Raw genomic sequence first — 22,557 nt, 5'->3', positions numbered from 1 at the left:
TCGTTGGTTATTATTTATCAATTACCATGAAAGATTGTAAAGATGAAGTCATAGATTTCAATCAAGTTAGAGTTAACTGCAAATTATCGATACATTCATATTTTTAGATCTGCCAAACCCAAATAGCGCACTCCAACCGGAGTTACCTCAAAGCGGCAAGGCAAAACCTCCAAACCTAATTGCATAGCTTCACGCAACAGTTGACCGTAGACTGGATCGGCAGCATCACCGGGAGCAAACTGCGTACAGTCTCCACGGTTAATAGCATAAAACATGACTGCCCTTGCGTGAGGCAAAAGCGCGCTCAACTCTCGTAAATGCTTTTGTCCCCGGATGGTTTCCGTGTCAGGGAACATAGCTAATCTCTGCTGCGCCCATGTCGTGCTTTTAACTTCAATATAGATCGGGCGATCGCCAGTCAATAAAAAGTCTACGCGACTTTTACGATCTGCACCATAGGGGACTTCACAGCGAATTTGGCTATAGCTACCGAGTTCGGGAAACAGTTTTTGTGCCAGCGCCAGCTTGACAATACGATTGGGTAAAGCAGTATTCACAATTACCCAGGTAGGCTCGTTGTCGTTGACTTCAATCGCCTCCCAAGTATAAGGTAATTTGCGCGTGGTAACCGAGCTATACGACACTAGTACCCGACTTCCAGGCGTACAAATCCCCGTCATGGGACCAGTATTTGCACAGTGTGCCGTTACCACTTCCCCCGTTTCCAGCTCAATATCAGCCAGAAAGCGCTTATAGCGTTTGAGCAAAATTCCAGCATGAAGAGGTGGATAGGTGTAAAGCATAAAAGAAAGGGAGTAGGGAGTAGGGAGTAGGGGAGAAGAGCAGCTCAGGAGCAGAGGAGGCTGGGGGAGCTTGAGGGAGAGAAGAGAGCTAGGGGAGCAGAGGAGGCTGAGGGAGCTGAGGGAGCAACTACCAACTACCAACTACCAACTACCAATTACCAATTACCACTACTCACTATGTATCAAAACCAACTCAAACACAAATTACACCAGGGCGAGGTTGTCTTGGGATTATTTACCAACTGCGCCTATCCTGGGTTTGTTGAAATTTGCGGACATGCAGGCTTGGATTTTGCTGTTATCGATTTAGAACACGGTTCTCTTAATACTCTGGTGGCGGAAGATTTATGTCGGGCTGCTGACTGCGTGGGGTTAGCACCAATTATCCGTGTCAGTCAGAACAATCCAGCCCAGATCCAAAGAGCGCTTGATGTTGGTAGTGCTGGGGTACAAGTGCCGCAAATCGAGACGAAAGCCGATGCGGAAGCAGTAGTAAGGGGAGCAAAGTTCAGTCCATTGGGGGCGCGAGGATTGTCGCTCTATACCCGTGCTGGAGTTTACACAGCCGCCGGAACGCAAAGGATCGAGCAGTTAAATGAAACATCTTTAGTTGTCGTTCAGGTCGAAGGCAAACAGGGTATTGATAACTTAGCAGAAATTGCCAGCGTCCCCCACATTGATGTTATTTTTCTCGGTCCCTACGATTTATCGCAATCTTTGGGAATTGCCGGACAAGTACGAGATCCCCGTGTTGTTGAGTTGATGCGGACTGGAGTAGAAACTATCCGTCAGGCTGGCAAAGCGGCGGGAACGTTTGCCGACACTCCAGAAATTGCCCAGCAATGGATTGCAACTGGCGTGCAGTTTGTGGCTGTGGGTGTGGATGTAGGGGTGTTTCTGCGTGCTTGTCAGGCGTTGGTTAAAGCCGTGCGATCGCAGTGAGTCATTTAAAGCGAACTAAAAAACGATCGCCCCCGACAAGAGCGATCGCTATTTAACTGTTGACTGATAACTGTTAACTACACCAAAACAGATTGCATCAAAGGCCGATCTTGAGGTAATTTACCCGATCGCAACCACTCTTCCATATCGGCTGGAGCTTGAGCGCGGTTGAGTCGTTCCCGCAGTTCTGCACCTTCAAGAATTTCTTTCTGTAATAACAGCTGGGCTGTTTCTTCCAATAACTCCTTATTATTGGACAAGGTAGCCAGCGCGATGTGATGCGCTCCATCGACAATTTCTTTCACCTCGCGATCGATCTCCTCGGCGACTTTCGGACTAACGGAACGGCGCGGATTGCCATAACCACCGAGAAAGTCTTGTTGAGTCTTTTCAAATGCTACGGGTCCCAAGTTATCGCTCATACCGTACAGGGTAACAGCACGCTCTGCCAAATCAGTAGCTTTTTGAATGTCATCACTCGCACCAGTCGAGACTTTACCAAAGATTAACTCTTCTGCCGATCGCCCGCCTAACAGTGTAGCAATCCGACCGCGAATTTCATCCTCAATCATCAAAAAGCGGTCTTCTTCCGGCAACTGGAGAGTGTAACCCAAAGCACCAACACCGCGAGGCACGACAGAGATTTTCTCGACTCTACCCGCACCTGGCATCAGAGCAGCGATAATCGCGTGACCGACTTCGTGATAAGCAACCGTCTTTTTCTCGGTTTCATTGAGTACCCGCGATCGCTTTTCTAAACCACCAATGACTCGTTCGATTGCTTCGTTAAAATCTGCTTGAGTAACAGCATCGCGATTTTGTCGCGCCGCTAATAGCGCCGCCTCGTTGACTAAGTTAGCTAAGTCAGCACCAGCAAAACCGGGAGTCCGCGTAGCGATCGTATCTAGATCGACATCCTCGGCTAATTTGACGCTTCTCGCGTGGACTTTAAGAATCGATTCTCGACCGATTTTATCGGGACGGTCTACCACTACCTGACGGTCAAAACGACCAGGACGACGTAATGCAGGGTCTAAGACTTCAGGACGGTTCGTTGCAGCAATGATAATGACACCCGTATTAGCATCAAAACCATCCATTTCAGTAAGTAACTGGTTCAGGGTTTGTTCCCGTTCGTCATTACCACCAGGGAAACCATTCGCACCACCGCGAGACTTACCCAAAGCATCTAACTCGTCAATAAAGACGATACAGGGAGATTGTTGCTTCGCCTGGACGAACATGTCGCGTACTCGCGCCGCACCGACACCGACGAATAGCTCGATAAATTCCGAACCGGAGATACTGAAGAAGGGGACACCAGCTTCACCCGCGATCGCTTTTGCTAGCAGAGTTTTACCTGTTCCAGGAGGACCCACCAACAGCACGCCTTTGGGAATTTTCGCACCTAAACGGGTATATTTACTAGCATTTTTGAGGAAATCGACAATTTCTTGTAGTTCTGCCTTCGCTTCATCAACCCCGGCTACATCGGTAAATTTCACGCCAGTACTACCTTCAGAGTAGATCCGTGCTTTACTTTTACCTACAGTTAAAGCTGCGGGACCACCACCTTGACGGTTGAGTAGAAAACCCCAAATCCCAAAGAAAATTAATGGAGGTACGACCCAACTAAGAAGAGTGCCGATCCAGCCACTATTACTTGGTGCTGGAGCAGTAAACTTAACATTGTGATCGCGCAGGATCTTGGGTAAGTCTAAGTCAATTGCGACTGGCGTAGTCGTGAGTACTTGGTTTGCCGGAAGGCTACTTTCCGGTTGGTTAGGATCTGCCTTGAGAGTAAACTCAATGCGATCGCCCCCTACAATAGCTCTATCTACCCGATTTGCTTCTACTTGTGCAATGAAGTCACTATAAGCAACCTGTGGCTGTCTAGCTCCAAAACTGGGAACAATAAAGTTGAGCAGTAATAGTACAGTCAACAAAATGAGTAAACTGCCACCAAACTGCCGGACTCTAGGCGGTTTGAACTGGCGATTATTATTGGTTTCAACAGGCATTTTGATTAATTTTTATGCATCGTTTTATACGTATTGTAAAGATTTTCAACACTTTAACTGGTTCGGTGACTACTCCATATATCTGTCGCAACAGCCGAACTTTCTTGAGGGAGTAGGGAGTAGGGGAAGATTAAGAAAATACTTCTTGCCTGTTGCAACAAATGACAAATGACCAATGACCAATAACCAATGACAAATACTATGAATGCTTTTGAGGGATGGAAACAACAGTTATGGTTTATTGCAGAGCTGATGATTGTCTCTGCCGCTCTGTCATATCTGATTAAATATGGTGGTGCTTACTTGCCTTTGAGTGGTACATCAAGCCAAGCACTATTTATAGTATTATTACCTACCGTCGTTATGGCGATCGCCTTATATCTACGATATCTATTTCACAAGAGTAAGCGATAAAGGGTAAGGGTAAAAGCAACTACCAACTACCCATTACCCATTACCCATTACCCATTACCCAATTACAAATGAATCTAGGTCAGTGGCTCGGTTTATTAGCCATCGTTACTTCTATTTATATTCTGTGGCAAATTCGCCAACTTCTCTTATTATTATTTGCCGCAGTTATTCTATCAACTGCCTTGAATCGGTTAGCAAGAAGATTTCAGCGATCGGGAATGCGGCGATCGCTTGCTGTTGTCTTGTCAGTTGGTATATTTCTAGCTGGAGTTATTGGTTTTTTCTGGTTAATTGTTCCACCATTTATCGAGCAGTTCCAAGAGCTTACAGTCAGGGTTCCTAGAGGTTTAGATCGATTCAATATTTGGATAGAACAATTAGGAACTCGCGTTCCCCAGCAAGTAGCTCCATACTTACCAAATGTAGATAGTCTTAGCAAACAAGCACAGCCATTTTTTGAGCGCATCTTGGGCGGTTCTTTTGCTTTCGTAACTAGCTCTTTAGAATTTATTATCAAGTTTTTACTTGTATTAGTATTAACGGGGATGATGTTAGCTAATCCCCATGCTTACCGTCAGGGCTTTGTTAGATTATTTCCTTCATTTTATCGCCGTAGGATAGATGGAATTTTACACGAATGCGAGGAGTCGTTAGGCAAATGGCTGACTGGTGCTTTAATTAGCACGAGCGTAGTTGCACTGATGAGCATGGTGGGACTATCGGTGTTGCGAATACCAGCAGCTTTGGCATTGGGAGTTTTAGCAGGATTTCTCAATTTAATTCCCAATGTCGGTCCCACTATCAGTGTCATTCCACCTATGGCGATCGCGCTGTTAGATACGCCGATCAAATCCGTACTCGTATTCGTCCTCTATTTTGTGATTCAACAAATTGAGAGTAATTTTTTGACACCATATATCATGGCGCAGCAGGTATCGTTACTACCAGCCGTGACTTTACTAGCTCAAGTATTTTTTGCCACGTTCTTCGGCTTTTTAGGTTTATTACTGGCGCTACCTCTAACTGTAGTAGGCAAAATTTGGTTTCGCGAAGTCTTGTTAGAAGATGTACTAGACCGCTGGCAGTCGGGTGGAAAGCAAGATACTACTGGACTCGATTCATTGTGCGGGTTGCACGATCCCAGCATGACAAAGGAAAATCTTTCAAATTCAGATGATGTGACTAGTTAAGAGCGATCGATTGTAGATGAATTTTCCCCAGGAGCAGATAGTAGAGCAGCAGAAGAGCAGGGGAGCAAGGGAGCAGGAGAGCAATCCAAAATCCAACAACTAAACTCCAAAATGAATTCACGCACCACCTTGAGCGCACCACATATCACTTCTCATCACTCAATTCCAACTTTTGGCTGACGAATCTATTCCTTTCCGTAGGTACGAATTTTTTTCTCTAGAAATATAACTAAAATGTGAAGAGGTTTAAATTATTTTTAATCATTGGACTAAGTTAAGTGAAAATCATTTAAGTTGCGCTACAATTCTATTCCACCCCCGATTTGTAACTGTGCAACAATAATGTAAATCCTAGACTAAGAGCTTGCTACCCAAGTAAGAATACTCATGACAGTCTGGGAAAAGTGACAGATAAAAGACTGGCTACTACTTACTCATTACTTAGTCTTTGATGCTTAATAATCAGTTGGAACAAAAAGGTGAAGTCCAAATGTCACCAGCAAAATACATGCAGTTTCTGCAATTTCTCCAAGAAGACTTATCAATTTCGGCAGCATCGATTGATATGGCTACCCGCCATCGAGAACAAGATCCTGGTCCTTTGCCAATGATCTTATGGCAATATGGCTTAGTTACTCTCGAACAACTAGATCGAATTTATGACTGGTTGGAAAGAGCGTAGTAGAACCATAAACAATTCAGCTTAATTCAAGCGCGTCATCACAGAAACGTTGCAGAAATATTCAATAGCAATGCACAAACTGAAATTTCTTTTTTGGCGAAGTTGTAGAGACTTTACCCATAAATTTAAACTTAAACAGCGAGAGCGGGATGAGAATTCATTCCGCTCTTTTGATTATTAGCCAGTAGTGGGGTAGTGAGTAGTGCGCGTGAAGAGACAAGCAGTAAGTTCTTCCCTACTCCCTACTCGCGCGCTCCCTACTCCCTGTTTTAAGAAGCAAACACGCGAGCTGCTGCTGCTATGCCAGCTCCAGGGGTGAAACCTTCATACCCCAATTCGCGTAAAGCGACTTCTAAAGCACCGATCGCACTGAGAATATCGCGATCGCTCACAAAACCTAAATGTCCGATGCGGAAGATTTTCCCCTTCAAGTGGTCTTGTCCGCCTGCTAGAGCAATATCAAATTTCTTCTTCAAAATCGAGCGAATTTGTTCGGCATCGACTCGATCTGGTGCTACAGATGTAATTGCCGGACTCGCACAATCATCCGCTGCAAATAAAGGTAAATTTAAAGCTTTTACGGCTTCGCGAGTCGCTTGAGTCAGGCGTTGATGACGAGCAAAAATTGATTCTAAACCCTCTTCTCTCATCATCTTTAACGTCGCGTGCAGCGCCACAATTAAATTCACTGGCGGCGTGAAGGGAGTCGTATTTTTCGCTGTCGATTTACGATATTTACCCAAGTCTAAATAGTACTTTGGTAGCTTAGCCGTTTTGTAAGCTTCCCAAGCTTTGGGACTAACAGCAACGAATCCTAAGCCTGGAGGAATCATATAGCCTTTTTGCGAACCCGACGCAATGACATCAATACCCAAAGTATCCATCGGGACGTTATACGCACCCAAGCTGGTGACAGCATCGAGAATCATTAAGGCTTCGCCGTGTTCCTTAACGTGAGTGACGATCGCTTCTAAGTCGTTAAGTACGCCTGTAGAAGTTTCGCTGTGGGTGAGAATGACGGCTTTAATTTGCTTGTCTTTGTCTGCTGCTAATTTCTCTGCAAATACTGCGGGGTCGAGGGGTTGTCCCCATTCGGCAGTAATTTTCTCGACTTGAAGACCGTAAGCTTCAGCAACTTCTCCCCAGCGATCGCCAAATTTACCATTGCATCCTACCAAAACGCGATCGCCTGGGCTGAGAAAGTTAATGATTCCTGCTTCTACTGCCCCAGTGCCGCTGGCTGTTAGCATCAAAACGTCACTCTCGGTTTGGTGCAGCCATTTGAGATTTGCTGTCACTTCTGCCAAGATGTTACTAAACTCGCTGGTGCGGTGTCCGATGGGATGTTTAGCGAGGGCGAGTAACGCTGCTTCCGGTACTGGCGTGGGACCAGGAATCATCAGCATTAACTTGTCGTTCATCATAAGTTTGTCCTACTATCTATCGAGGTGAATCCATTGGCTACACGTCAATCCAAGCGCGATCTCTATTTCGTGACTTGTGGTTTGCGATCTGTAGTTTATAACTCGTAAATCGATCTTATAGACGAATCTGGCGATCGCAATTGAGGAATCTTGGTTTTTTGTATGAATAAATTTAACGATTCATAAGCTGAATTACAAATTCTTACGGCGTTTGGTTGAGTTTTCCTATCATGGCAGCCTTTTATTTTATCACCCGATCGCCAAAAACCCGCTAAAAAGCGATCGATAAGCCAAGAGGCAGAGGACAGGAAGTAGAACGTTTGACATATACTATATTGTCGCAGGTATCAAATATATCTAGTATGTCTGTATATTTGGTAGACCCAGGACGAAACTTTTGAGAGCGTGACATTTGTAGTAGGGGCGCACATCTGTGCGCCCCTACAGATCGCGTGTTTTACCCAATTGAAAACCGCTATTGACGAGCAAATAATTTGCCATGAAAGATCGAGCTTGGGACAAGTTAATACAAGGATTACCAATTGTCTTGGCAGGTCCCATTCTACGACACGTAACTGCCGAATCTGTCACAGTTTGGGTAGCACTCAAACAACCTGCTGAGGTAGAGCTGACGATTTACGAAACGGCAGATCGGGGTACGGTGCTAGGAACGAGTGTATTGCAAGGGAGATACCCGACCGTAGCGTTGGGAAAGTCTCTGCATGTGGTGGCGGTGACTGCTAAGTCTGAAGGAAACTATCTGAATAGCGATCGCCTCTATGCCTACGACCTTCGGTTTTCGTTCGACGACCCACAGCAAAGCCCAAAAACCCTACAACAGGCTTTACAATCGCTCGACTTTCCTACAGTTAGCATTAGCTACTTCGCCCATCAAAAACCTACCTTTGTTCTGCCACCGCGTCGTTTAGAAGATTTACGCATCGTTCAAGGTTCCTGTCGCAAACCGCACGGGGGTGGATATGATGCCCTACCAATTCTCGACAGCTTAATTGAGGATAGAGCCGCTCAACCTCAATACCGTCCCCATCAACTGTTTCTCACGGGCGATCAAATCTATGGCGATGACGTTGCCGAACCTTTTTTGTGGGTTGCTAGTCCTCTGGGCGATGCTCTGCTGGGTTGGGAAGAAAAGCTGCCTGTAGGTTGGCGAGAACCAGATGATGTAGAGTATTATACGCCGCAACAGCTACCTTTTGGACGACGAGCTGAAGTTGCTACCACTCAAGCGGGTTTTACAGCTGGACTCCACAATAAACGTGGTAAGGTCAACAGTCATTTACTGAGTTTAGGCGAGTACTATGCTTGCTATTTGCTAGCTTGGTCGCCGACATGCTGGCTGATGCAGATTCCCCCAGGAAGACAAATTAGCGATCGCCGCCAAATTAGCCGTCGTTGGGATCGAGAAGCACGGGCATTGCGGCAATTTATCCATACATTGTGGAAAGTACGACGCGCTCTTGCCAATGTTGCCACGTACGCGATTTTTGACGATCATGATGTCAGCGACGACTGGAACCTCAATCGCGCTTGGTGCTTGCGCGTTTTGGGACGACCTTTAGGACGACGGACAGTACAAAATGCACTACTAGCCTATGCAATGTTTCAAGCGTGGGGCAATACGCCCGAACAATTCACCGCAGGGCAATCGGGTGCAGAACTCCTGACTGCTGCTGCCGACTGGTCGTCATCGGGCGGGACTGACACTGTTGCCTACGATCGCATTGCTCGTTATGTCGGAATGCCCCTCATCGACGCGCAAACGAATTTACCAACTTTCATAGAGGATGGTGCGGTATTAATCCTCAAACGACATCCAGAAGCGATCGCTTGGCACTATACGGTACGGAGTCATTGTCATGAAACGATCGTCTTAGATACACGGACGTGGCGAGGCTATCCCATCGAAGAAAAATCGAGCGCGCCACCCATGCTACTGTGTCCGACTGCCTTCGAGCAACAACTGCGCCTACCTCTGCGACAATCAGCATCTGAAACCCAAATTCAAGTCACTGTCGCGATCGCACCGACGAATGTATTTCATCTCCAGGCGATCGATTGGATTCACCATTGGCAATTGCGCCGCAACAATGTCTTCGCCACAGATGTTGGCGATGCCTGGAATATTAATCTAGAAGCCCTCGCACAACTTTTAGTTACCCTATTCGAGCAACGCCGACAAGTTGTCGTTTTATCTGGAGACATTCACTACAGCTCGATGGTTCGCCTCACTCGTGAATCTAATTTAGGCGAATCTAACTCTGTTTTGGCACAGCTAACTTGCAGTGCGTTGAAGAATGAAGAAACTCTGACGCGGATCGTTCACACCCGCTTAAAAGATTGGTTGCTTCCAGAACGAATGCGCCATTGGAACGGTTGGAGCAACCCACCAAAGATGGTCGAACATTCAGCGCCACAATCCCGCCGCGATCCCGACTCCCGCCCATCACATCCTCCTGACTGGAACTGTACGCTGGAATGGATCTCACGACAAAACGCTCGCACTCCTAGCTTTGGCAACGACGTAACATGGCTAATTTCACCGAGAAAACAAGTTAGCAGCAAGCGTCAGTGGCTTCAGTTTCTCTATTTTTGGCGATCTCGCTTAGTTCAAGAAGGACGAGAAGCGATCGGCAGAAACAATTTAGCTCTAGTACAATTCCGACTCGCAGAAACGAGCCATTCTTACACAGCCATCCAAGACATATATTGGTTTTCTACCTGGCATCCAACCCGAATCGTCTACAGTCGCTTTGAAAGCCATCTCGCATATCACCCGTCTTCACCGGACAAAGCATAGCCTCACAACCGCTACAATGTACTTCGCATTCTTCTCTTCGCGTCTAACGCTTCGCTTCGCCTTCGGCTAGCGCGTCTTTGCGCGACATTAACTCATTATCGGAAACCCAAACTGTAAAACTTTCACTTCCTCCCCAGAAGCAATCCCAGTTTGCCCCACAGGAATCATTGCCAATCCATTAGCTTGAGCGAAATTAATTAAATTGCCAGAGTTAAGACTGCCACTAGCGGGCTGAAACTCAAAATAACCATCAATCAAATGCAATTGTCCCCAAATATAAGTTTCTCGCTTGCCATCAGAGTTCAAATCTTGACGCGATCGCGCTCGGACGTAAACTGGTCCCCAATTGTCAGCTAGTCCCGACAACTTCCGCAAAGCAGGTTGAACGAATCGCCAAAAACATACCAAAGCCGAAACGGGATTACCTGGTAGCCCAAAATATAGAACTGGCTTCCGTTCGGTAGCATGAGCAGGAGAAAACTTCGCCACTGTCAGCGGCTTTCCGGGTTTCATCGCCACAGCTCGAACGTGCATTTCCGCCCCCAAAGCCGTTAAGATCTCCTCTACATAGTCGTAATCACCCACAGAAACGCCACCAGAAGATAACACCACATCAGCAGTAGCGATCGCTTTAGACAATGCTTTTTGCAGTACTAGGGGGCGATCGGGTACAATACCCATTGGTATTGGTTCTGCTCCCGTTTGCGTCACTAATGCCGTTAACGCATACTGATTTGAATCGACAATTTGTCCGATTTCCAATGGAGTTTCAGGGTGAACTAGTTCATCCCCCGTCGAGATAATTGCCACGCGAGGACGACGATAGACTTTCAATTGATTGCACTGTGCGGCTGCTAGCACGGCTATTTGAGCCGCCCGAAGCATAGTTCCTGGGGCTAATAGGGTTTTCCCCGCTTGATAGTAGGATGCCTGGTGACGAACAAAGGCTTGAGGTTGGGGAGCTGTTAAGATAGCGACGCGATCGCCCTCTTGCTGCGTTTGTTCCTGCATGACTACAGTATCAGCCCCTTCTGGCATCACTGCACCCGTAAAAATTCGTGCTGCTTGCCCTGCCTTAATCGGCTGCTGCGGCGATCGCCCCGCTGAAATTTCTTCAACTATATCCAAAACCACTGGCTGTTGTGAACTAGCATATTGTACGTCCTCATAACGCACTGCATAGCCATCCATTGCCGAATTATCCCAGTGAGGAAAATCTAAATGACCGATCGCTGGTGCTGCCAATATCCGCTCAATGGCAATTAATAGAGAAACAAACTCTGCATCTCGTTGTTTGTCCAGGGGTTTCACCAAGTCTAAAATTGTTGCCTCCGCTTGGCTGACTGGCAGCATGGTTCTTAACTCCTCTTTTTATTCAAGGTTTATGGGTAATTGGTGAGTGACTTAACTCCTCTCTAGTCACCAGCCACTAGTCACTAGTCACTGAATAACTGACTTGCACAAACCTGATGAAATATATGATAATAAACGTTTGTGTTAAATTTTGGTAAGACCCCAGAGTTAGAAAAGCTATGGCTAAAGGTAAGGGTGTCCGTATTATTGTGACACTGGAATGCACCGAATGTCGCACGAATCCAGACAAGCGATCGGCAGGTGTGTCTCGATATACGACAATGAAAAACCGCCGCAATACTACAGCGCGGCTAGAACTGAAAAAATTCTGTACCCACTGCAACCGTCACACCGTCCACAAGGAAATTAAGTAAGCATGAGTTTCTACCGTCGTCGTTTATCTCCGATTAAGCCTCAAGACCCCATAGATTACAAAGATGTCGATTTGCTGCGGAAGTTTATTACCGAACGGGGCAAAATTCTTCCCCGTCGGCTCACAGGCTTAACCGCTAAGCAACAGAGAGATTTAACTGTAGCTATCAAGCGGGCGCGATTATTGGCTTTGTTACCTTTCATCAATCCAGAAGGGTAAATTCTTGTCATTCGTCATTCGTTATTTGTCATTTGTAGAGAGATAGATTGCTGGTAGAGTTTGTAGCTGCGGGCAATTCATCTGCGTTTAAATTGACAAATCGAGTATTTTTGCAAATAGTTAGTTTATTTGTACACAAGACAAATGACTAAAGAAGATGAGTAGTAGAAATGTCAATCGCTAATGACAAATGACAATTGACAAATGACAATTGACAAAGGAATGCTAGTCGAATTTAGGGTGCAAGGCGATCGCCGTTTGGGAGTGGTAGACCGTCCAGATGGTAAAACTCGTTGGTTTGTCATAGACGATCGCGGTCAATCCCACAGCCTTGCCCCGCGCCAATTTACCTACGAAATCCGAGGTCAGTCTTACAAACCCTCAGATATTGCTAACTTTTTAGCAGAAGTACAGCCTTATCTCGACCCATCTAGCTTAGAGGTAGCGTGGGAGCTGCTGATAGAAGCAGGAGAAAGCGCCACTCCAGCACAGATGGCAAACTTATTATTCTCCGACCAGAGCCAAGCTCTGTGTTATGCCGCTCACTATTTGCTTTCTGAAGATAAGATATATTTCAAGCAAAAGGGAGATGCTTACGAGCCTCGTTCTGCTAGCCAGGTAGCAGAACGGAAACACCAGCTTGAAGTAGAGGCAACAAGAGCGCGAGAACAGCACGAATTTCTGTTGCGTACCGATCGAGCGCTGAAGGGAGAAGCCGTAGAATGGCAGCGATACGATCGCCAGCGCCTGGATGCGATCGCCAAGTATGCAATACTTTTAGTTGAAGGGACTCGTCAGGGATTAAATCCAGATGCCCTCGTACGAGCTTATCCGCCACCAGCGATCGTGACGGAGACTATGAGTACTTTGGGGCGTAATGCTACTCCCTTAACAGCATTTCAACTTTTGGTAGATTTGGGTCTGTGGAGTCCGCATGAAAACCTTCACTTGCGCCGCAGTCAAATCCCCGTAGAATTCTCAACCGAGGTTATATCAGTGGCGCAGCAGCGGTTAGAATTTCCACCCCCCGACCCAGACACTCAACGGCTGGACTTAACTTATTTGAAAGTTTACACGATCGACGACCAGAGTACGAGCGAAATTGACGACGGTGTAAGCTGGGAAGTCTTAGCTGATGGGCGAGAACGCTTGTGGATACATATTGCCGATCCGACTCGTTGGCTCTTACCAGAGGATGAATTAGATCTAGAAGCACGGCGGCGCGGTACGACCATGTACTTACCGACAGGTATGAGTTCCATGTTTCCAGTGGCACTGGCGACGGGACCCATGAGCTTAATACAGGGTCAAGTTTGCTGCGCTCTCAGTTTTGGTGTCATTTTGGATGCAGCAGGAGCAGTCCAAGAATATACCATCCATGCCAGTTTAATCAAACCGACCTATCGGCTGACCTATGAAGATGTCGATGAGATGTTGGATCTAGGCGTACAAGCCGAGCCGGAAATCGCCGCGATCGCTAACTGGGCGCGCTGTCGTCAAGCGTGGCGACAGTCTCAGGGGGCAATTAGTATTAGTTTGCCAGAAACCGCGATTAAAGTTAAAGACGACGAAATTACAATTGAAGTCTTAAACGATTCTTCCTCCCGCCAACTGGTGGCAGAAATGATGATTTTGGCTGGAGAAGTTGCAGGACGCTACGGTCAAGCACATAATCTTGCCCTGCCATTTCGCGGTCAGCCACAGCCCGAGTTACCCCCAGAAGAAGAGTTATTACAATTGCCTGCTGGCTTCGTGCGTGCCTGTGCTATGCGCCGTTGTATGCCTAAAAGCGAAATGAGTATTACTCCTACCCGCCATGCTGGATTGGGCTTGGAGATGTATACTCAGGCAACTTCTCCGATTCGTCGCTATAGCGATTTGCTGACCCATTTTCAACTCAAGGCGCACCTACGGGGTGAAACTCCACCGTTTTCAGCGGAAGCACTCCGTGAAGTGATGCAATCTGTGTTTGCCATGACTCAAGAGATGTCGTTGGTAGAAAGGCAGACCAATCGTTATTGGGGTTTAGAGTACCTGCGCCGCCATGCTCAAGATGTGTGGCAGGCAATAGTTTTAATGTGGCTGCGGGAAGATTCGCGCTTGGCGCTGATCTTGATTGAAGATTTAGGACTTCAGCTACCGATGACATTTAAACGTGGGGTCAGCTTGGGCGAACAAATTTTAATTAAAGTTGCCTACGTCGATCCGCGTCAAGATACGATTCAGTTTCAAGAAGTGTCCTATTCTGAGGCTGTGGCTGCGAATTGAAACAGTAAGGTGGGCAAAGCCCACCCGACGCTTGAACTGACCTTTTCTATAAAATTAGGGTCTTGACAGTAGCGATCGCTGCTGCAACACTACTAACAAAATAAATATTATTTACTGATAATTTTTGCCAGAAATTTTGACTTTCTATTTCAGAATTTAATAAAATAACTGGCTTATTTGCTTTCAAAGCTAAAGCAATTTCTGATATCGTACCTGCACCCGTACCGCAGGTGATAATAACATCACTAGAAAGAACGTTAATATTATTACGAGCGTTTCCCATCCCGGTTGCGATCGCAATATCTACTGCCTCAGAAACATCATGGAGATCGCTACCAGGTAAGATTCCAACTGTTAAGCCATTTGCAGATTTTGCTCCCCGACTAGCCGCGTCCATCACGCCTACACTTCTACCACCAGTAAGCAATACCCATCCTTGTTGGGCGATCGCTTTACCTAATTCATAGGCAGAGGTACAGTCTATAACTGTGGCATTTTCTCCAGCTCCCATAACCCCGATCGCAATTTTTCTCATCGCTAAAACCTTCAACCTTCTGTCTCTAGCCTAGCTTCCTGTCGTATAAGATTTGAGTTGTAGAGCGATCGCGTCTATGTGTTTTTATATTTTTTATATCTTATAAAAAAATTCTTGCTAGCAATCTAGAGTATTTCCCTAGCGGGAGGCGATCGGTTTACCCGAGCGGGCAAAATAGGGAAGACAGTGCAGTGAAAGCATCAATTGCACATCATTAAAATTATGAAAGACCTATTCTGCCAGCTTGATTCTAGAAAAAAGCAAGTTCTGATTGTCGATGACTTGCTAGACAACTGTTTGCTTTTGGCAACAATATTAGATGCAGAGGGGTATGAGGTTGACACCACAGATTGCGGATATAAAGCAATTGCAAAAATCGAAGCAAATCCACCAGATTTGGTTTTATTAGATGTAATGATGCCAAACATTGATGGATATGAAGTCGCGCAGTGGATCTCGCAAAATCAACCTTCCGTCTCGATCGTGCTAGTTACGGCTTATGACACTTTGCCCCCATTAGAACCCAGAAAGGTCAAAATTGACGGCTTCATTCGCAAGCCAATAGATTTAGATGAAGTTTTGCTAAAAGTTGAAACAATTTTGGCAACAAAACAAGAGCAGGCAAAACCAAAAAATTTTACAAAGATAACTCCGATTTATTCCCGAACTGATAAAAGAATACTGCTCAAGAAAAATGAAACAGTAGACAGGAAGAGTTTCAGCCGATACGATTATTAATACTCTATGTAAAGACGCAAATCTCGCGTCTTTACATGTTATCTCTCGTCACACTACGTTAAATTCTAAATCTCTTTGCCCCACAATAGAAGGCTGACCAACTGTCAATTCCATTTGGTCAGCATGAACTGTCAACCAAGGTTGACCGAGATCTAATCCCCCAAAAGGACTTTCTGGAGGAATTTCTAATTGGGAACTCACTAATCCTAAACGAGCCTTTAACTGGGCGGGAAACAGGAGTAGATTAGAGTTTAGACTACTAAAGCTAGATGCACCCAAGGGTATTGGCAGACCAAAGTTCTGCTGATGGTACTTCAAACAGCAAAGAATGCGATCGCCTTGCCTAACAGTCACGTTACGGTCTGTCCAGGTAAAATCAGCTATTTCCTTTGGCAATCCCCAAATCTCGCGACCACCCGCTACAGAATCAGGGTTATCTACATAAATGTGGGAAATCCAGCTGCCAATTTTTCCACCATAGCTGACAAAACCAGCAACAACGATTAGCTCGCTGTATTCCAGCACGGAACCAGCACCATAGTGAGATAAATAGACACCGCCAACGGTTTTTCCAGGAAAGACAGAAACAAGATTTAATTCTGAAGGAATTAGGGGACGCACGCGATCGCACTCCAGAAGTTGCAGAGTTTGATAAGCGTAGCCTTGAAGCGTCCAGGGTGCTTGAGGGTAAGACATAAAAGTGGTGCGTGGTGAGTGGTGAGTGGTGAGTGAGAAGAATTCGGTTTATTTTATTATTCGTCTTCTGTCTCCTTGCATCAAAATAAAATCCCCATCCAGGGGAATACTGACATGGGGAAGATTAATTATTTTGGCTTTTGTACGGGCGGGTTTAATCAAAGAACTATATTGCTGTCGCACAGGTATGTTCAAAAAACCCGCCCCTACGAATTTGACTTTTGACTTGCTTACTTGCTTTCGGTGAAGTCAGCGTCGATTACGTCGTCGCCACTAGGCGCGGAGGTAGAACTACCGTCGCCACCAGCACCAGGATCGGCTCCACCAGGCGCAGCACCGCCAGCTTGTTGATAGAGGTTAGTGCCGATCGCGTAGAGGGTTTGTTGTAGTTCTGGCATTACCCGTTGGATCGCTTCGTCATCTTCCTTATTGACAGCTTCCCGCAGGTCTTTAATTAAACCTTCTACCTTAGTGCGATCGCTCGCTGGAACTTTATCACCCAAGTCTTTCAACTGCTTCTCGGCTTGGTATGACAAAGAGTCAGCTTGGTTCTTGCGATCGACTTTCTCGCGGCGGTCTTTGTCAGTCGAAGCATTTCTTTCAGCTTCCGTCACCATGCGCTCGACTTCATTCTTGTCGAGAGTAGAAGCGCCAGTGATGCTAATTGATTGCTCCTTACCGCTACCCTTATCCTTCGCAGTCACGTTGAGGATACCGTTAGCGTCGATATCAAAAGTAACTTCGATTTGGGGTACGCCACGGGGTGCGGGAGGAATGCCATCTAAACGGAAGGTTCCCAAGCTCTTGTTGTCGTTGGACATCTCCCGTTCGCCTTGTAGAACGTGAATTTCTACATTTGTTTGACCGTCTACAGCGGTGGAGAATACCTCTGATTTCTTGGTAGGAATCGTGGTGTTGCGAGGAATAATCCGCGTCATGACACCACCAAGGGTTTCTACACCTAGAGACAGTGGCGATACGTCGAGCAACAGAATGCCTGTAACGTCGCCAGCTAGTACGCCAGCTTGGATCGCTGCACCAACTGCTACCACTTCATCAGGGTTGACGCTTTGGTTAGGATCTCTGCCCAAAACCCGCTTGACAACTTCTTGTACAGCAGGAATACGGGTAGAACCACCAACTAAGACAACTTCATTGATAGCACTCTTATCTAGCTTGGCATCGCGCATCGCATTTTCTACAGGAACGCGACAGCGATCGATCAAGTCCGAGCAGAGTTCTTCAAACTTAGCACGGGTCAGCGTCATATCCAGGTGTTTTGGACCATCCTGGGTTGCGGTGATAAATGGCAGGTTGATTTCTGCTTGGGTGACGCTAGATAACTCGATCTTGGCTTTTTCTGCGGCTTCGGTTAAGCGTTGCAGTGCTTGTCTGTCTTTACGCAGGTCGATGCCTTCAGATCTTCTAAATTCTTCAGCGAGGTAATCAACGATTTTCTTGTCGAAGTCGTCACCACCTAAGTGAGTATCTCCAGAAGTGGCGAGTACTTCAAATACGCCATCGCCTACTTCTAGGATCGATACGTCAAACGTACCACCACCTAAGTCAAATACGAGAATGGTTTCGTTGCTCTTTTTGTCAAATCCGTAGGCAAGCGAAGCAGCGGTAGGCTCGTTGATAATCCGCAGTACTTCGATCCCAGCGATTTTACCAGCGTCTTTGGTGGCTTGACGCTGAGAGTCGTTGAAGTAAGCAGGAACGGTAATAACTGCTTGAGTCACCGTTTCGCCGAGATACTTGCTAGCATCTTCTACCAGCTTACGCAGCACTTGAGCGGAAATTTCTTCTGGAGCAAACTGCTTGCCAGCCGCAGGACAATCGAGTTTGACATTGCCACTGCTATCCCGCAAGACCTTGTAGGAAACTTCAGTGGTTTCGTGAGTTACTTCCTCATGTTTGCGTCCGATGAAACGCTTAACAGAGTAAAAAGTATTCTCTGGGTTCATCACCGCTTGACGCTTAGCGATTTGACCGACCAAGCGATCGCCATTCTTGGCATAAGCTACTACAGAAGGCGTTGTGCGAAATCCCTCAGCGTTGGCAATTACAGTAGGCTTACCACCTTCCATCACTGCCACACAAGAGTTCGTCGTACCTAAGTCAATTCCAACTACTTTTGCCATCGGAGGTTCTGGCTCCCTAACACTAACTACTAAAAACGATTGAATACACTACAGCTAAAAGTTGAACTAGCAGCGCTCCAGCTTCAATACAATGTTTTTGTCTTTTTGTACTGATCTATATACTGATTGTGGGTAGCTACTTGATGAAGGGTGGTTTGCCGAACAAGTGTAAGGACGGTTGGTTTGCGACCGAGCTTGTAGCTTGCGCTTGTAGCTTGTGATGCCGTTTGCCACTGTTCAACCCCTAACATAGCTGCTGTATGCTTTCACTGTGTCTAATGTAGTGAACTCAAGGCTTGGTGGTTATAGGGTGAACCGTAATCGGTTAGGTGTGTTTGCCGTCAAAATAAGGAGTGAAGGGACAATTCAAGTCGTAAGTCATAAGTCGTAAGTCGTAAGTAAGAAGCATCTAGCTACTGATTTCACCAGCCTCTCTTCACTGCTCCCTACTCGTGCGCTCGTGCGCTTTTGCCTTATTCCACTACAATTACAGCAGCTCCGTTAATTTTGCCGCTACGCAGCGCATCTAAGGCTTCATTTGCTTGCACTAAAGGAAAAGGCTGGACTTCAGTACGAACCGGAACTTGAGGAGCTAAAGCCAGAAATTCTTCCCCATCACGGCGCGTCAAATTAGCAACGGATCGCAATACCCTTTCTTCCCATAAAATTTCGTAAGGAAAGGAAGGAATGTTACTCATGTGAATTCCGGCACAGACAACCACCCCACCTTTAACAACCGCACGCAAAGCAGTCGGAACCAAAGAACCAATCGGGGCAAAAATAATTGCTGCATCCAAAGGAACTGGTGGTAAATCTTCCGAACTACCAGCCCAGACAGCACCTAAATTTAGAGCAAATTCCTGCCCTTTCACGTCTCCCGCACGAGTAAAAGCATACACTTCTCGCCCCTGGTAGCGAGCGAGTTGAATCAAAATATGGGCGGCTGCACCAAAACCATAAAAACCAATTGTTTTTGCGTCCTCTGCCATTCTATAGGAGCGATAACCGATGAGTCCGGCACACAACAGCGGTGCAGCTTGCAAGTCGGGATAGCCTTCAGGAATGGGAAAGCAGAACTGGGCATCGGCTACAGTATATTCAGCATAACCGCCATCGATTTGATATCCCGTAAACTGGGCATAGTCGCATAAGTTTTCGCGTCCACTCAGGCAATAACGACAGCAATTGCAAGTATGCCCTAGCCACGGAACACCGACGCGATCGCCTATTTGAAATTGTTGCACCTGTTCCCCTACAGCAGCAACGGTACCAACAATTTGATGTCCCAGTACAAGGGGAAGTTTGGGTTGGGTTAATTCTCCATCAACGATATGCAAGTCAGTGCGACAGACACCGCAAGCCCGAACCCGAATCAGCACCTGTTGCGAATTAGGCTGTGGTATTGGCAGTTCCGCTACTCGTAGCGGTTTACCCTGTGCCTCTAGTATCATTGCTCGCATAAAACAGTTATCAGTTATCAGTTATCAGTTATCAGTTATCAGTTATCAGTTATCGATGACCAATAATCATTAATTAACAACTAACAACTCTCTATTTACTGTTTTATACTATAGAAATGCAAAATATTGTGTTTGTATAAATAACTTGCGATCGCACAAGATTTTAGAAGTAAAGTTCAAGCGTAGGGTGGGCATTGCCCACCCACTTACTTATTTCTGAATTGCGAGCGAAGCAGCGTAAGCAATTTCATCTGTAGCTGGATCGTCTTTGGCAGGAACTCTGTACTCTGCCTCAATAATTTGTACCTCTTGCTGTGTCAGAGTAATTGTCGCAATCCCGCGATCGTTTATCGGTATTTCTTGACCTTCATATTCTAAAATTGCCTTCGGTACGGGTTTACCTTCAAACAAGACTTGCAAGCGCAACGAGCCGCCTGCACCAACATCAAACGGATCTTGTAAAGGTACAATTTCCATTTTCATTCCAAATGGTTGGGTAACTAAACCTGTAGGCTGGAAAAAAGATTTGGTGTATTTGAATGTGTGAGTAACTTTAGTCGCTTCGTTGTTAGCTGCTAAAGCATCTGGTCGGAAAACGTTTGTGTATTCATTGTCGTTGGAAACAATAAAGTAACCGTTGTTATTGACGGCAGTAATGACAGCAATATCTTCTGGAGAAACTAGGGTTACACCTTCATATTTTCTTTTAACTTCTAACGGTTGAGGAAATCCATAACTATTGTAAGCTATAGCTTCTTGAAATTTGATTGAATCGTATGCTTCTGGTTTATCCTCCTCTGGATGTCCGTATAAAACTTCGTACTCTCCTTGCTTTTCGCCCTTGATTACCCAGATAACGTGGGCGAAAACTGGCTGACTAATTAATGGCAAAATTGTCAGAGCCAGCATCAATCTGCTTAATTGTTTCCTCACGATCGCTTCCTCATTTAGTAATTTATGAACTTCCGTTTTTTACTGCTAAAATACTTGAATATCTGCACAAGTATTGAGTAAAAATCAGTCGTCAGTAGATGATTTCAGTAAACTTTTTTTATTGAGAAAATACAATGCCCAGATAGGGCATCTACATGAAAAACTTTATTAAAATAAAGTAAATTTTGACTGGAAGATTATGCGATGTCATTAGCGCAACTACAACATTACGTATCGCTCGAAACTAGTGAAACACAAAACGATAAACAAAGCAAAATTATTTCATACAAGAATGACAGAGTTCTCGTTCGCTCGGAAAGTTAAATTAAAAGTTAGAACTCGTTCTCTGAATACATTTATTAAGTATAAAAATGTGATTTTTACTCCCTAAGAGTGATGTCAGAAAATTAATTCATCCTCAATAGTCTGAAAACTAACGCGCGATCGCAACCAATCTTTCGGCTGATGTCCCACTTCTTAAAATTAATTACATTAGTTAATAAAAGTTCACAATCATCTATTTAAACTCGGCATTTTTCCTAGCTTCGATGGATGTGAGAGGAAAAACGAGTCATCTTAAGGAGACACAGTGACAAAACTTAAGCCGATCGCGCAACAAGTTGTGGCAATTGTTGGTGCATCTAGTGGAATTGGACGAGAAACAGCGTTAAGATTTGCTGCAAAAGGCGCAAAAGTTGTCGTGGCTGCTCGTAGTGAACCAGGGTTGATCTCCCTAGTGGAAGAAATCAAAGCGGCAAAAGGAGAGGCGACTTATATTCTGGCGGATGTTAGTGAGTTTCAACAAGTCAAAGCGATCGCAGATAAAGCAGTAGCAACCTACGGCAGACTCGATACTTGGGTTCATGCGGCTGCTACTGGTATTCTTGCCCCGTTTGAACAAATTACGCCAGAAGAATTTAAACGTGTCATTGACGTTGTATTAATGGGACAAGTTTATGGTGCAATGGCAGCTTTACCATATTTGAAGCAAGAAGGACGAGGGGCGCTGATTCACATTTCCTCAGTGGAAGGCAGGCGATCGCTCCCTTTGCAAAGTCCTTATTCGTCAGCTAAGCACGGCTTAGAAGGCTTTCTGGAATCTCTGCGCGTCGAATTACAACACGAAAACATCCCTATCAGCGTCACCAGTATCCTACCTGCGGTGATCAATACTCCCTACTACAACAAAGTCAAAACCAAACTGGGAGTAAAACCCACGGGTATACCTCCTTACTACCAGCCGAGTCTGGTTGCCGATGCCATCCTCTACGCTGCCGAACATCCTACCCGCGACTACATTGTAGGAGATGTAGGTAGAGTCCTAGATCTGCTGCAACGGCTATCACCATCTCTAGTAGATACTCTGCTGGTACTGGTAGGTTTTCAAGGACAACGTACTAAGGAAGTTAAATCAGAAGATGCACCTAACAACGTCTTTGCTCCAATTACAGGTTACGACAAAGTCGAAGGCGATTTCCGCCACTGGACGATTCCCAGTTTTACCGAGTGGCTAGAGAAGATTTTGCCTTAACTGTCGAGTCGTG

At 45.8% G+C, this 22,557-nt stretch carries 19 protein-coding genes; 10 read left to right on the top strand and 9 right to left on the bottom strand.

Features of this window, described 5'->3' with window-relative positions; genetic code table 11:
* Positions 1 to 95: 95 nt before the first annotated feature.
* A complete protein-coding gene (sfsA, locus tag ACRC32_RS21435) occupies positions 96 to 803 on the bottom strand; it encodes a DNA/RNA nuclease SfsA (protein WP_192154574.1) in 708 nt (235 codons plus the stop codon).
* A gap of 177 nt (positions 804 to 980) precedes the next feature.
* Here sfsA and ACRC32_RS21430 point away from each other — a divergent pair, with 177 nt between their 5' ends.
* On the top strand, positions 981 to 1,745 hold the full coding sequence (locus ACRC32_RS21430; protein ID WP_438555862.1) for an HpcH/HpaI aldolase family protein: 765 nt from the start codon (positions 981 to 983) through the stop codon (positions 1,743 to 1,745).
* Between the two features lie 77 nt (positions 1,746 to 1,822).
* Here the strand turns inward: ACRC32_RS21430 and ftsH are convergent, their stop codons facing one another.
* A complete protein-coding gene (gene ftsH, locus ACRC32_RS21425) occupies positions 1,823 to 3,766 on the bottom strand; it encodes an ATP-dependent zinc metalloprotease FtsH (RefSeq protein ID WP_438555861.1) in 1,944 nt (647 codons plus the stop codon).
* A gap of 189 nt (positions 3,767 to 3,955) precedes the next feature.
* Between ftsH and ACRC32_RS21420 the strand changes: the two genes are divergently transcribed.
* The 3 genes from ACRC32_RS21420 to ACRC32_RS21410 all read left to right on the top strand — a co-directional run bounded on the left by ACRC32_RS21420 (position 3,956) and on the right by ACRC32_RS21410 (position 6,052).
* Complete coding sequence (locus ACRC32_RS21420) at positions 3,956 to 4,180, top strand: hypothetical protein (RefSeq protein ID WP_438555860.1); 225 nt, start codon at positions 3,956 to 3,958, stop codon at positions 4,178 to 4,180.
* A gap of 68 nt (positions 4,181 to 4,248) precedes the next feature.
* Positions 4,249 to 5,370: an AI-2E family transporter gene (locus tag ACRC32_RS21415; RefSeq protein WP_438555859.1), complete on the top strand. Its 1,122-nt coding sequence runs from the start codon at positions 4,249 to 4,251 to the stop codon at positions 5,368 to 5,370.
* A 451-nt stretch (positions 5,371 to 5,821) separates the two neighbouring features.
* Positions 5,822 to 6,052: a DUF2949 domain-containing protein gene (locus ACRC32_RS21410; protein WP_015154149.1), complete on the top strand. Its 231-nt coding sequence runs from the start codon at positions 5,822 to 5,824 to the stop codon at positions 6,050 to 6,052.
* Between the two features lie 269 nt (positions 6,053 to 6,321).
* Here ACRC32_RS21410 and ACRC32_RS21405 read toward each other — a convergent pair whose 3' ends face one another.
* Positions 6,322 to 7,473, bottom strand: a complete 1,152-nt coding sequence (locus tag ACRC32_RS21405; RefSeq protein WP_438555877.1) for a pyridoxal-phosphate-dependent aminotransferase family protein — start codon at positions 7,471 to 7,473, stop codon at positions 6,322 to 6,324.
* A gap of 502 nt (positions 7,474 to 7,975) precedes the next feature.
* Here ACRC32_RS21405 and ACRC32_RS21400 point away from each other — a divergent pair.
* Positions 7,976 to 10,294, top strand: coding sequence for a PhoD-like phosphatase (locus tag ACRC32_RS21400; RefSeq protein WP_438555858.1), 2,319 nt, complete (start codon positions 7,976 to 7,978; stop codon positions 10,292 to 10,294).
* A gap of 87 nt (positions 10,295 to 10,381) precedes the next feature.
* On the opposite strand, the gene ACRC32_RS21395 is transcribed toward ACRC32_RS21400, so the two are convergent.
* Positions 10,382 to 11,647 (bottom strand): molybdopterin molybdotransferase MoeA, encoded by a 1,266-nt coding sequence (locus ACRC32_RS21395; protein WP_438555857.1) that lies wholly within the window; start codon positions 11,645 to 11,647, stop codon positions 10,382 to 10,384.
* Positions 11,648 to 11,826: 179 nt separating this feature from the next.
* On the opposite strand from ACRC32_RS21395, the gene rpmG reads away from it, so the two are divergent.
* The 3 genes from rpmG to ACRC32_RS21380 all read left to right on the top strand — a co-directional run bounded on the left by rpmG (position 11,827) and on the right by ACRC32_RS21380 (position 14,507).
* The gene (gene rpmG / locus ACRC32_RS21390) at positions 11,827 to 12,021 is read left to right on the top strand and encodes a 50S ribosomal protein L33 (RefSeq protein WP_015154144.1); all 195 of its coding nucleotides are present in this window, start codon (positions 11,827 to 11,829) and stop codon (positions 12,019 to 12,021) included.
* Positions 12,022 to 12,023: 2 nt separating this feature from the next.
* Positions 12,024 to 12,239, top strand: a complete 216-nt coding sequence (rpsR, locus tag ACRC32_RS21385) for a 30S ribosomal protein S18 (protein WP_015154143.1) — start codon at positions 12,024 to 12,026, stop codon at positions 12,237 to 12,239.
* Positions 12,240 to 12,449: 210 nt separating this feature from the next.
* Positions 12,450 to 14,507 (top strand): ribonuclease catalytic domain-containing protein, encoded by a 2,058-nt coding sequence (locus ACRC32_RS21380; RefSeq protein WP_438555876.1) that lies wholly within the window; start codon positions 12,450 to 12,452, stop codon positions 14,505 to 14,507.
* A gap of 46 nt (positions 14,508 to 14,553) precedes the next feature.
* Here ACRC32_RS21380 and ACRC32_RS21375 read toward each other — a convergent pair whose 3' ends face one another.
* Positions 14,554 to 15,042 (bottom strand): TIGR00725 family protein, encoded by a 489-nt coding sequence (locus tag ACRC32_RS21375; RefSeq protein WP_438555856.1) that lies wholly within the window; start codon positions 15,040 to 15,042, stop codon positions 14,554 to 14,556.
* Positions 15,043 to 15,264: 222 nt separating this feature from the next.
* Between ACRC32_RS21375 and ACRC32_RS21370 the strand changes: the two genes are divergently transcribed.
* Positions 15,265 to 15,780, top strand: coding sequence for a response regulator transcription factor (locus tag ACRC32_RS21370; RefSeq protein ID WP_438555855.1), 516 nt, complete (start codon positions 15,265 to 15,267; stop codon positions 15,778 to 15,780).
* A gap of 48 nt (positions 15,781 to 15,828) precedes the next feature.
* Here ACRC32_RS21370 and ACRC32_RS21365 read toward each other — a convergent pair whose 3' ends face one another.
* The 4 genes from ACRC32_RS21365 to ACRC32_RS21350 all read right to left on the bottom strand — a co-directional run bounded on the left by ACRC32_RS21365 (position 15,829) and on the right by ACRC32_RS21350 (position 21,013).
* Positions 15,829 to 16,476 carry an acetoacetate decarboxylase family protein gene (locus tag ACRC32_RS21365; protein ID WP_438555854.1) on the bottom strand — a complete coding sequence of 216 codons (648 nt, stop codon included), beginning with the start codon at positions 16,474 to 16,476 and terminating at the stop codon, positions 15,829 to 15,831.
* A 230-nt stretch (positions 16,477 to 16,706) separates the two neighbouring features.
* Entirely contained in the window at positions 16,707 to 18,620 is a 1,914-nt protein-coding gene (gene dnaK / locus ACRC32_RS21360) for a molecular chaperone DnaK (protein WP_438555853.1), read from the bottom strand.
* A 473-nt stretch (positions 18,621 to 19,093) separates the two neighbouring features.
* Complete coding sequence (locus ACRC32_RS21355) at positions 19,094 to 20,080, bottom strand: zinc-dependent alcohol dehydrogenase family protein (protein WP_438555852.1); 987 nt, start codon at positions 20,078 to 20,080, stop codon at positions 19,094 to 19,096.
* Positions 20,081 to 20,290: 210 nt separating this feature from the next.
* A complete protein-coding gene (locus ACRC32_RS21350; protein WP_438555851.1) occupies positions 20,291 to 21,013 on the bottom strand; it encodes a DUF4198 domain-containing protein in 723 nt (240 codons plus the stop codon).
* Between the two features lie 589 nt (positions 21,014 to 21,602).
* Here ACRC32_RS21350 and ACRC32_RS21345 point away from each other — a divergent pair.
* Entirely contained in the window at positions 21,603 to 22,544 is a 942-nt protein-coding gene (locus tag ACRC32_RS21345; protein WP_438555850.1) for an SDR family oxidoreductase, read from the top strand.
* Positions 22,545 to 22,557: the final 13 nt, after the last annotated feature.

Source organism: Chroococcidiopsis sp. (genome assembly GCF_051657925.1).
GTDB lineage: Bacteria > Cyanobacteriota > Cyanobacteriia > Cyanobacteriales > Chroococcidiopsidaceae > Chroococcidiopsis.
Note: the sequence above shows the minus strand (reverse complement) of the source record. Positions and strands in the feature narration are given on the sequence as shown.

Excerpts from the sequence above, each read along its gene's own strand:
- ACRC32_RS21395 (WP_438555857.1), bottom strand. The coding sequence starts at position 11,647 with ATGCTGCCAGTCAGCCAAGCGGAGGCAACAATTTTAGACTTGGTGAAA.
- sfsA (WP_192154574.1), bottom strand. The coding sequence starts at position 803 with ATGCTTTACACCTATCCACCTCTTCATGCTGGAATTTTGCTCAAACGC.
- ACRC32_RS21370 (WP_438555855.1), top strand. The coding sequence starts at position 15,265 with ATGAAAGACCTATTCTGCCAGCTTGATTCTAGAAAAAAGCAAGTTCTG.
- ACRC32_RS21365 (WP_438555854.1), bottom strand. The coding sequence starts at position 16,476 with ATGTCTTACCCTCAAGCACCCTGGACGCTTCAAGGCTACGCTTATCAA.
- ACRC32_RS21405 (WP_438555877.1), bottom strand. The coding sequence starts at position 7,473 with ATGAACGACAAGTTAATGCTGATGATTCCTGGTCCCACGCCAGTACCG.
- ACRC32_RS21375 (WP_438555856.1), bottom strand. The coding sequence starts at position 15,042 with ATGAGAAAAATTGCGATCGGGGTTATGGGAGCTGGAGAAAATGCCACA.
- ACRC32_RS21430 (WP_438555862.1), top strand. The coding sequence starts at position 981 with ATGTATCAAAACCAACTCAAACACAAATTACACCAGGGCGAGGTTGTC.
- dnaK (WP_438555853.1), bottom strand. The coding sequence starts at position 18,620 with ATGGCAAAAGTAGTTGGAATTGACTTAGGTACGACGAACTCTTGTGTG.
- rpmG (WP_015154144.1), top strand. The coding sequence starts at position 11,827 with ATGGCTAAAGGTAAGGGTGTCCGTATTATTGTGACACTGGAATGCACC.
- ACRC32_RS21420 (WP_438555860.1), top strand. The coding sequence starts at position 3,956 with ATGACAAATACTATGAATGCTTTTGAGGGATGGAAACAACAGTTATGG.
- ACRC32_RS21415 (WP_438555859.1), top strand. The coding sequence starts at position 4,249 with ATGAATCTAGGTCAGTGGCTCGGTTTATTAGCCATCGTTACTTCTATT.
- ftsH (WP_438555861.1), bottom strand. The coding sequence starts at position 3,766 with ATGCCTGTTGAAACCAATAATAATCGCCAGTTCAAACCGCCTAGAGTC.
- ACRC32_RS21400 (WP_438555858.1), top strand. The coding sequence starts at position 7,976 with ATGAAAGATCGAGCTTGGGACAAGTTAATACAAGGATTACCAATTGTC.
- ACRC32_RS21355 (WP_438555852.1), bottom strand. The coding sequence starts at position 20,080 with ATGCGAGCAATGATACTAGAGGCACAGGGTAAACCGCTACGAGTAGCG.
- rpsR (WP_015154143.1), top strand. The coding sequence starts at position 12,024 with ATGAGTTTCTACCGTCGTCGTTTATCTCCGATTAAGCCTCAAGACCCC.
- ACRC32_RS21410 (WP_015154149.1), top strand. The coding sequence starts at position 5,822 with ATGCTTAATAATCAGTTGGAACAAAAAGGTGAAGTCCAAATGTCACCA.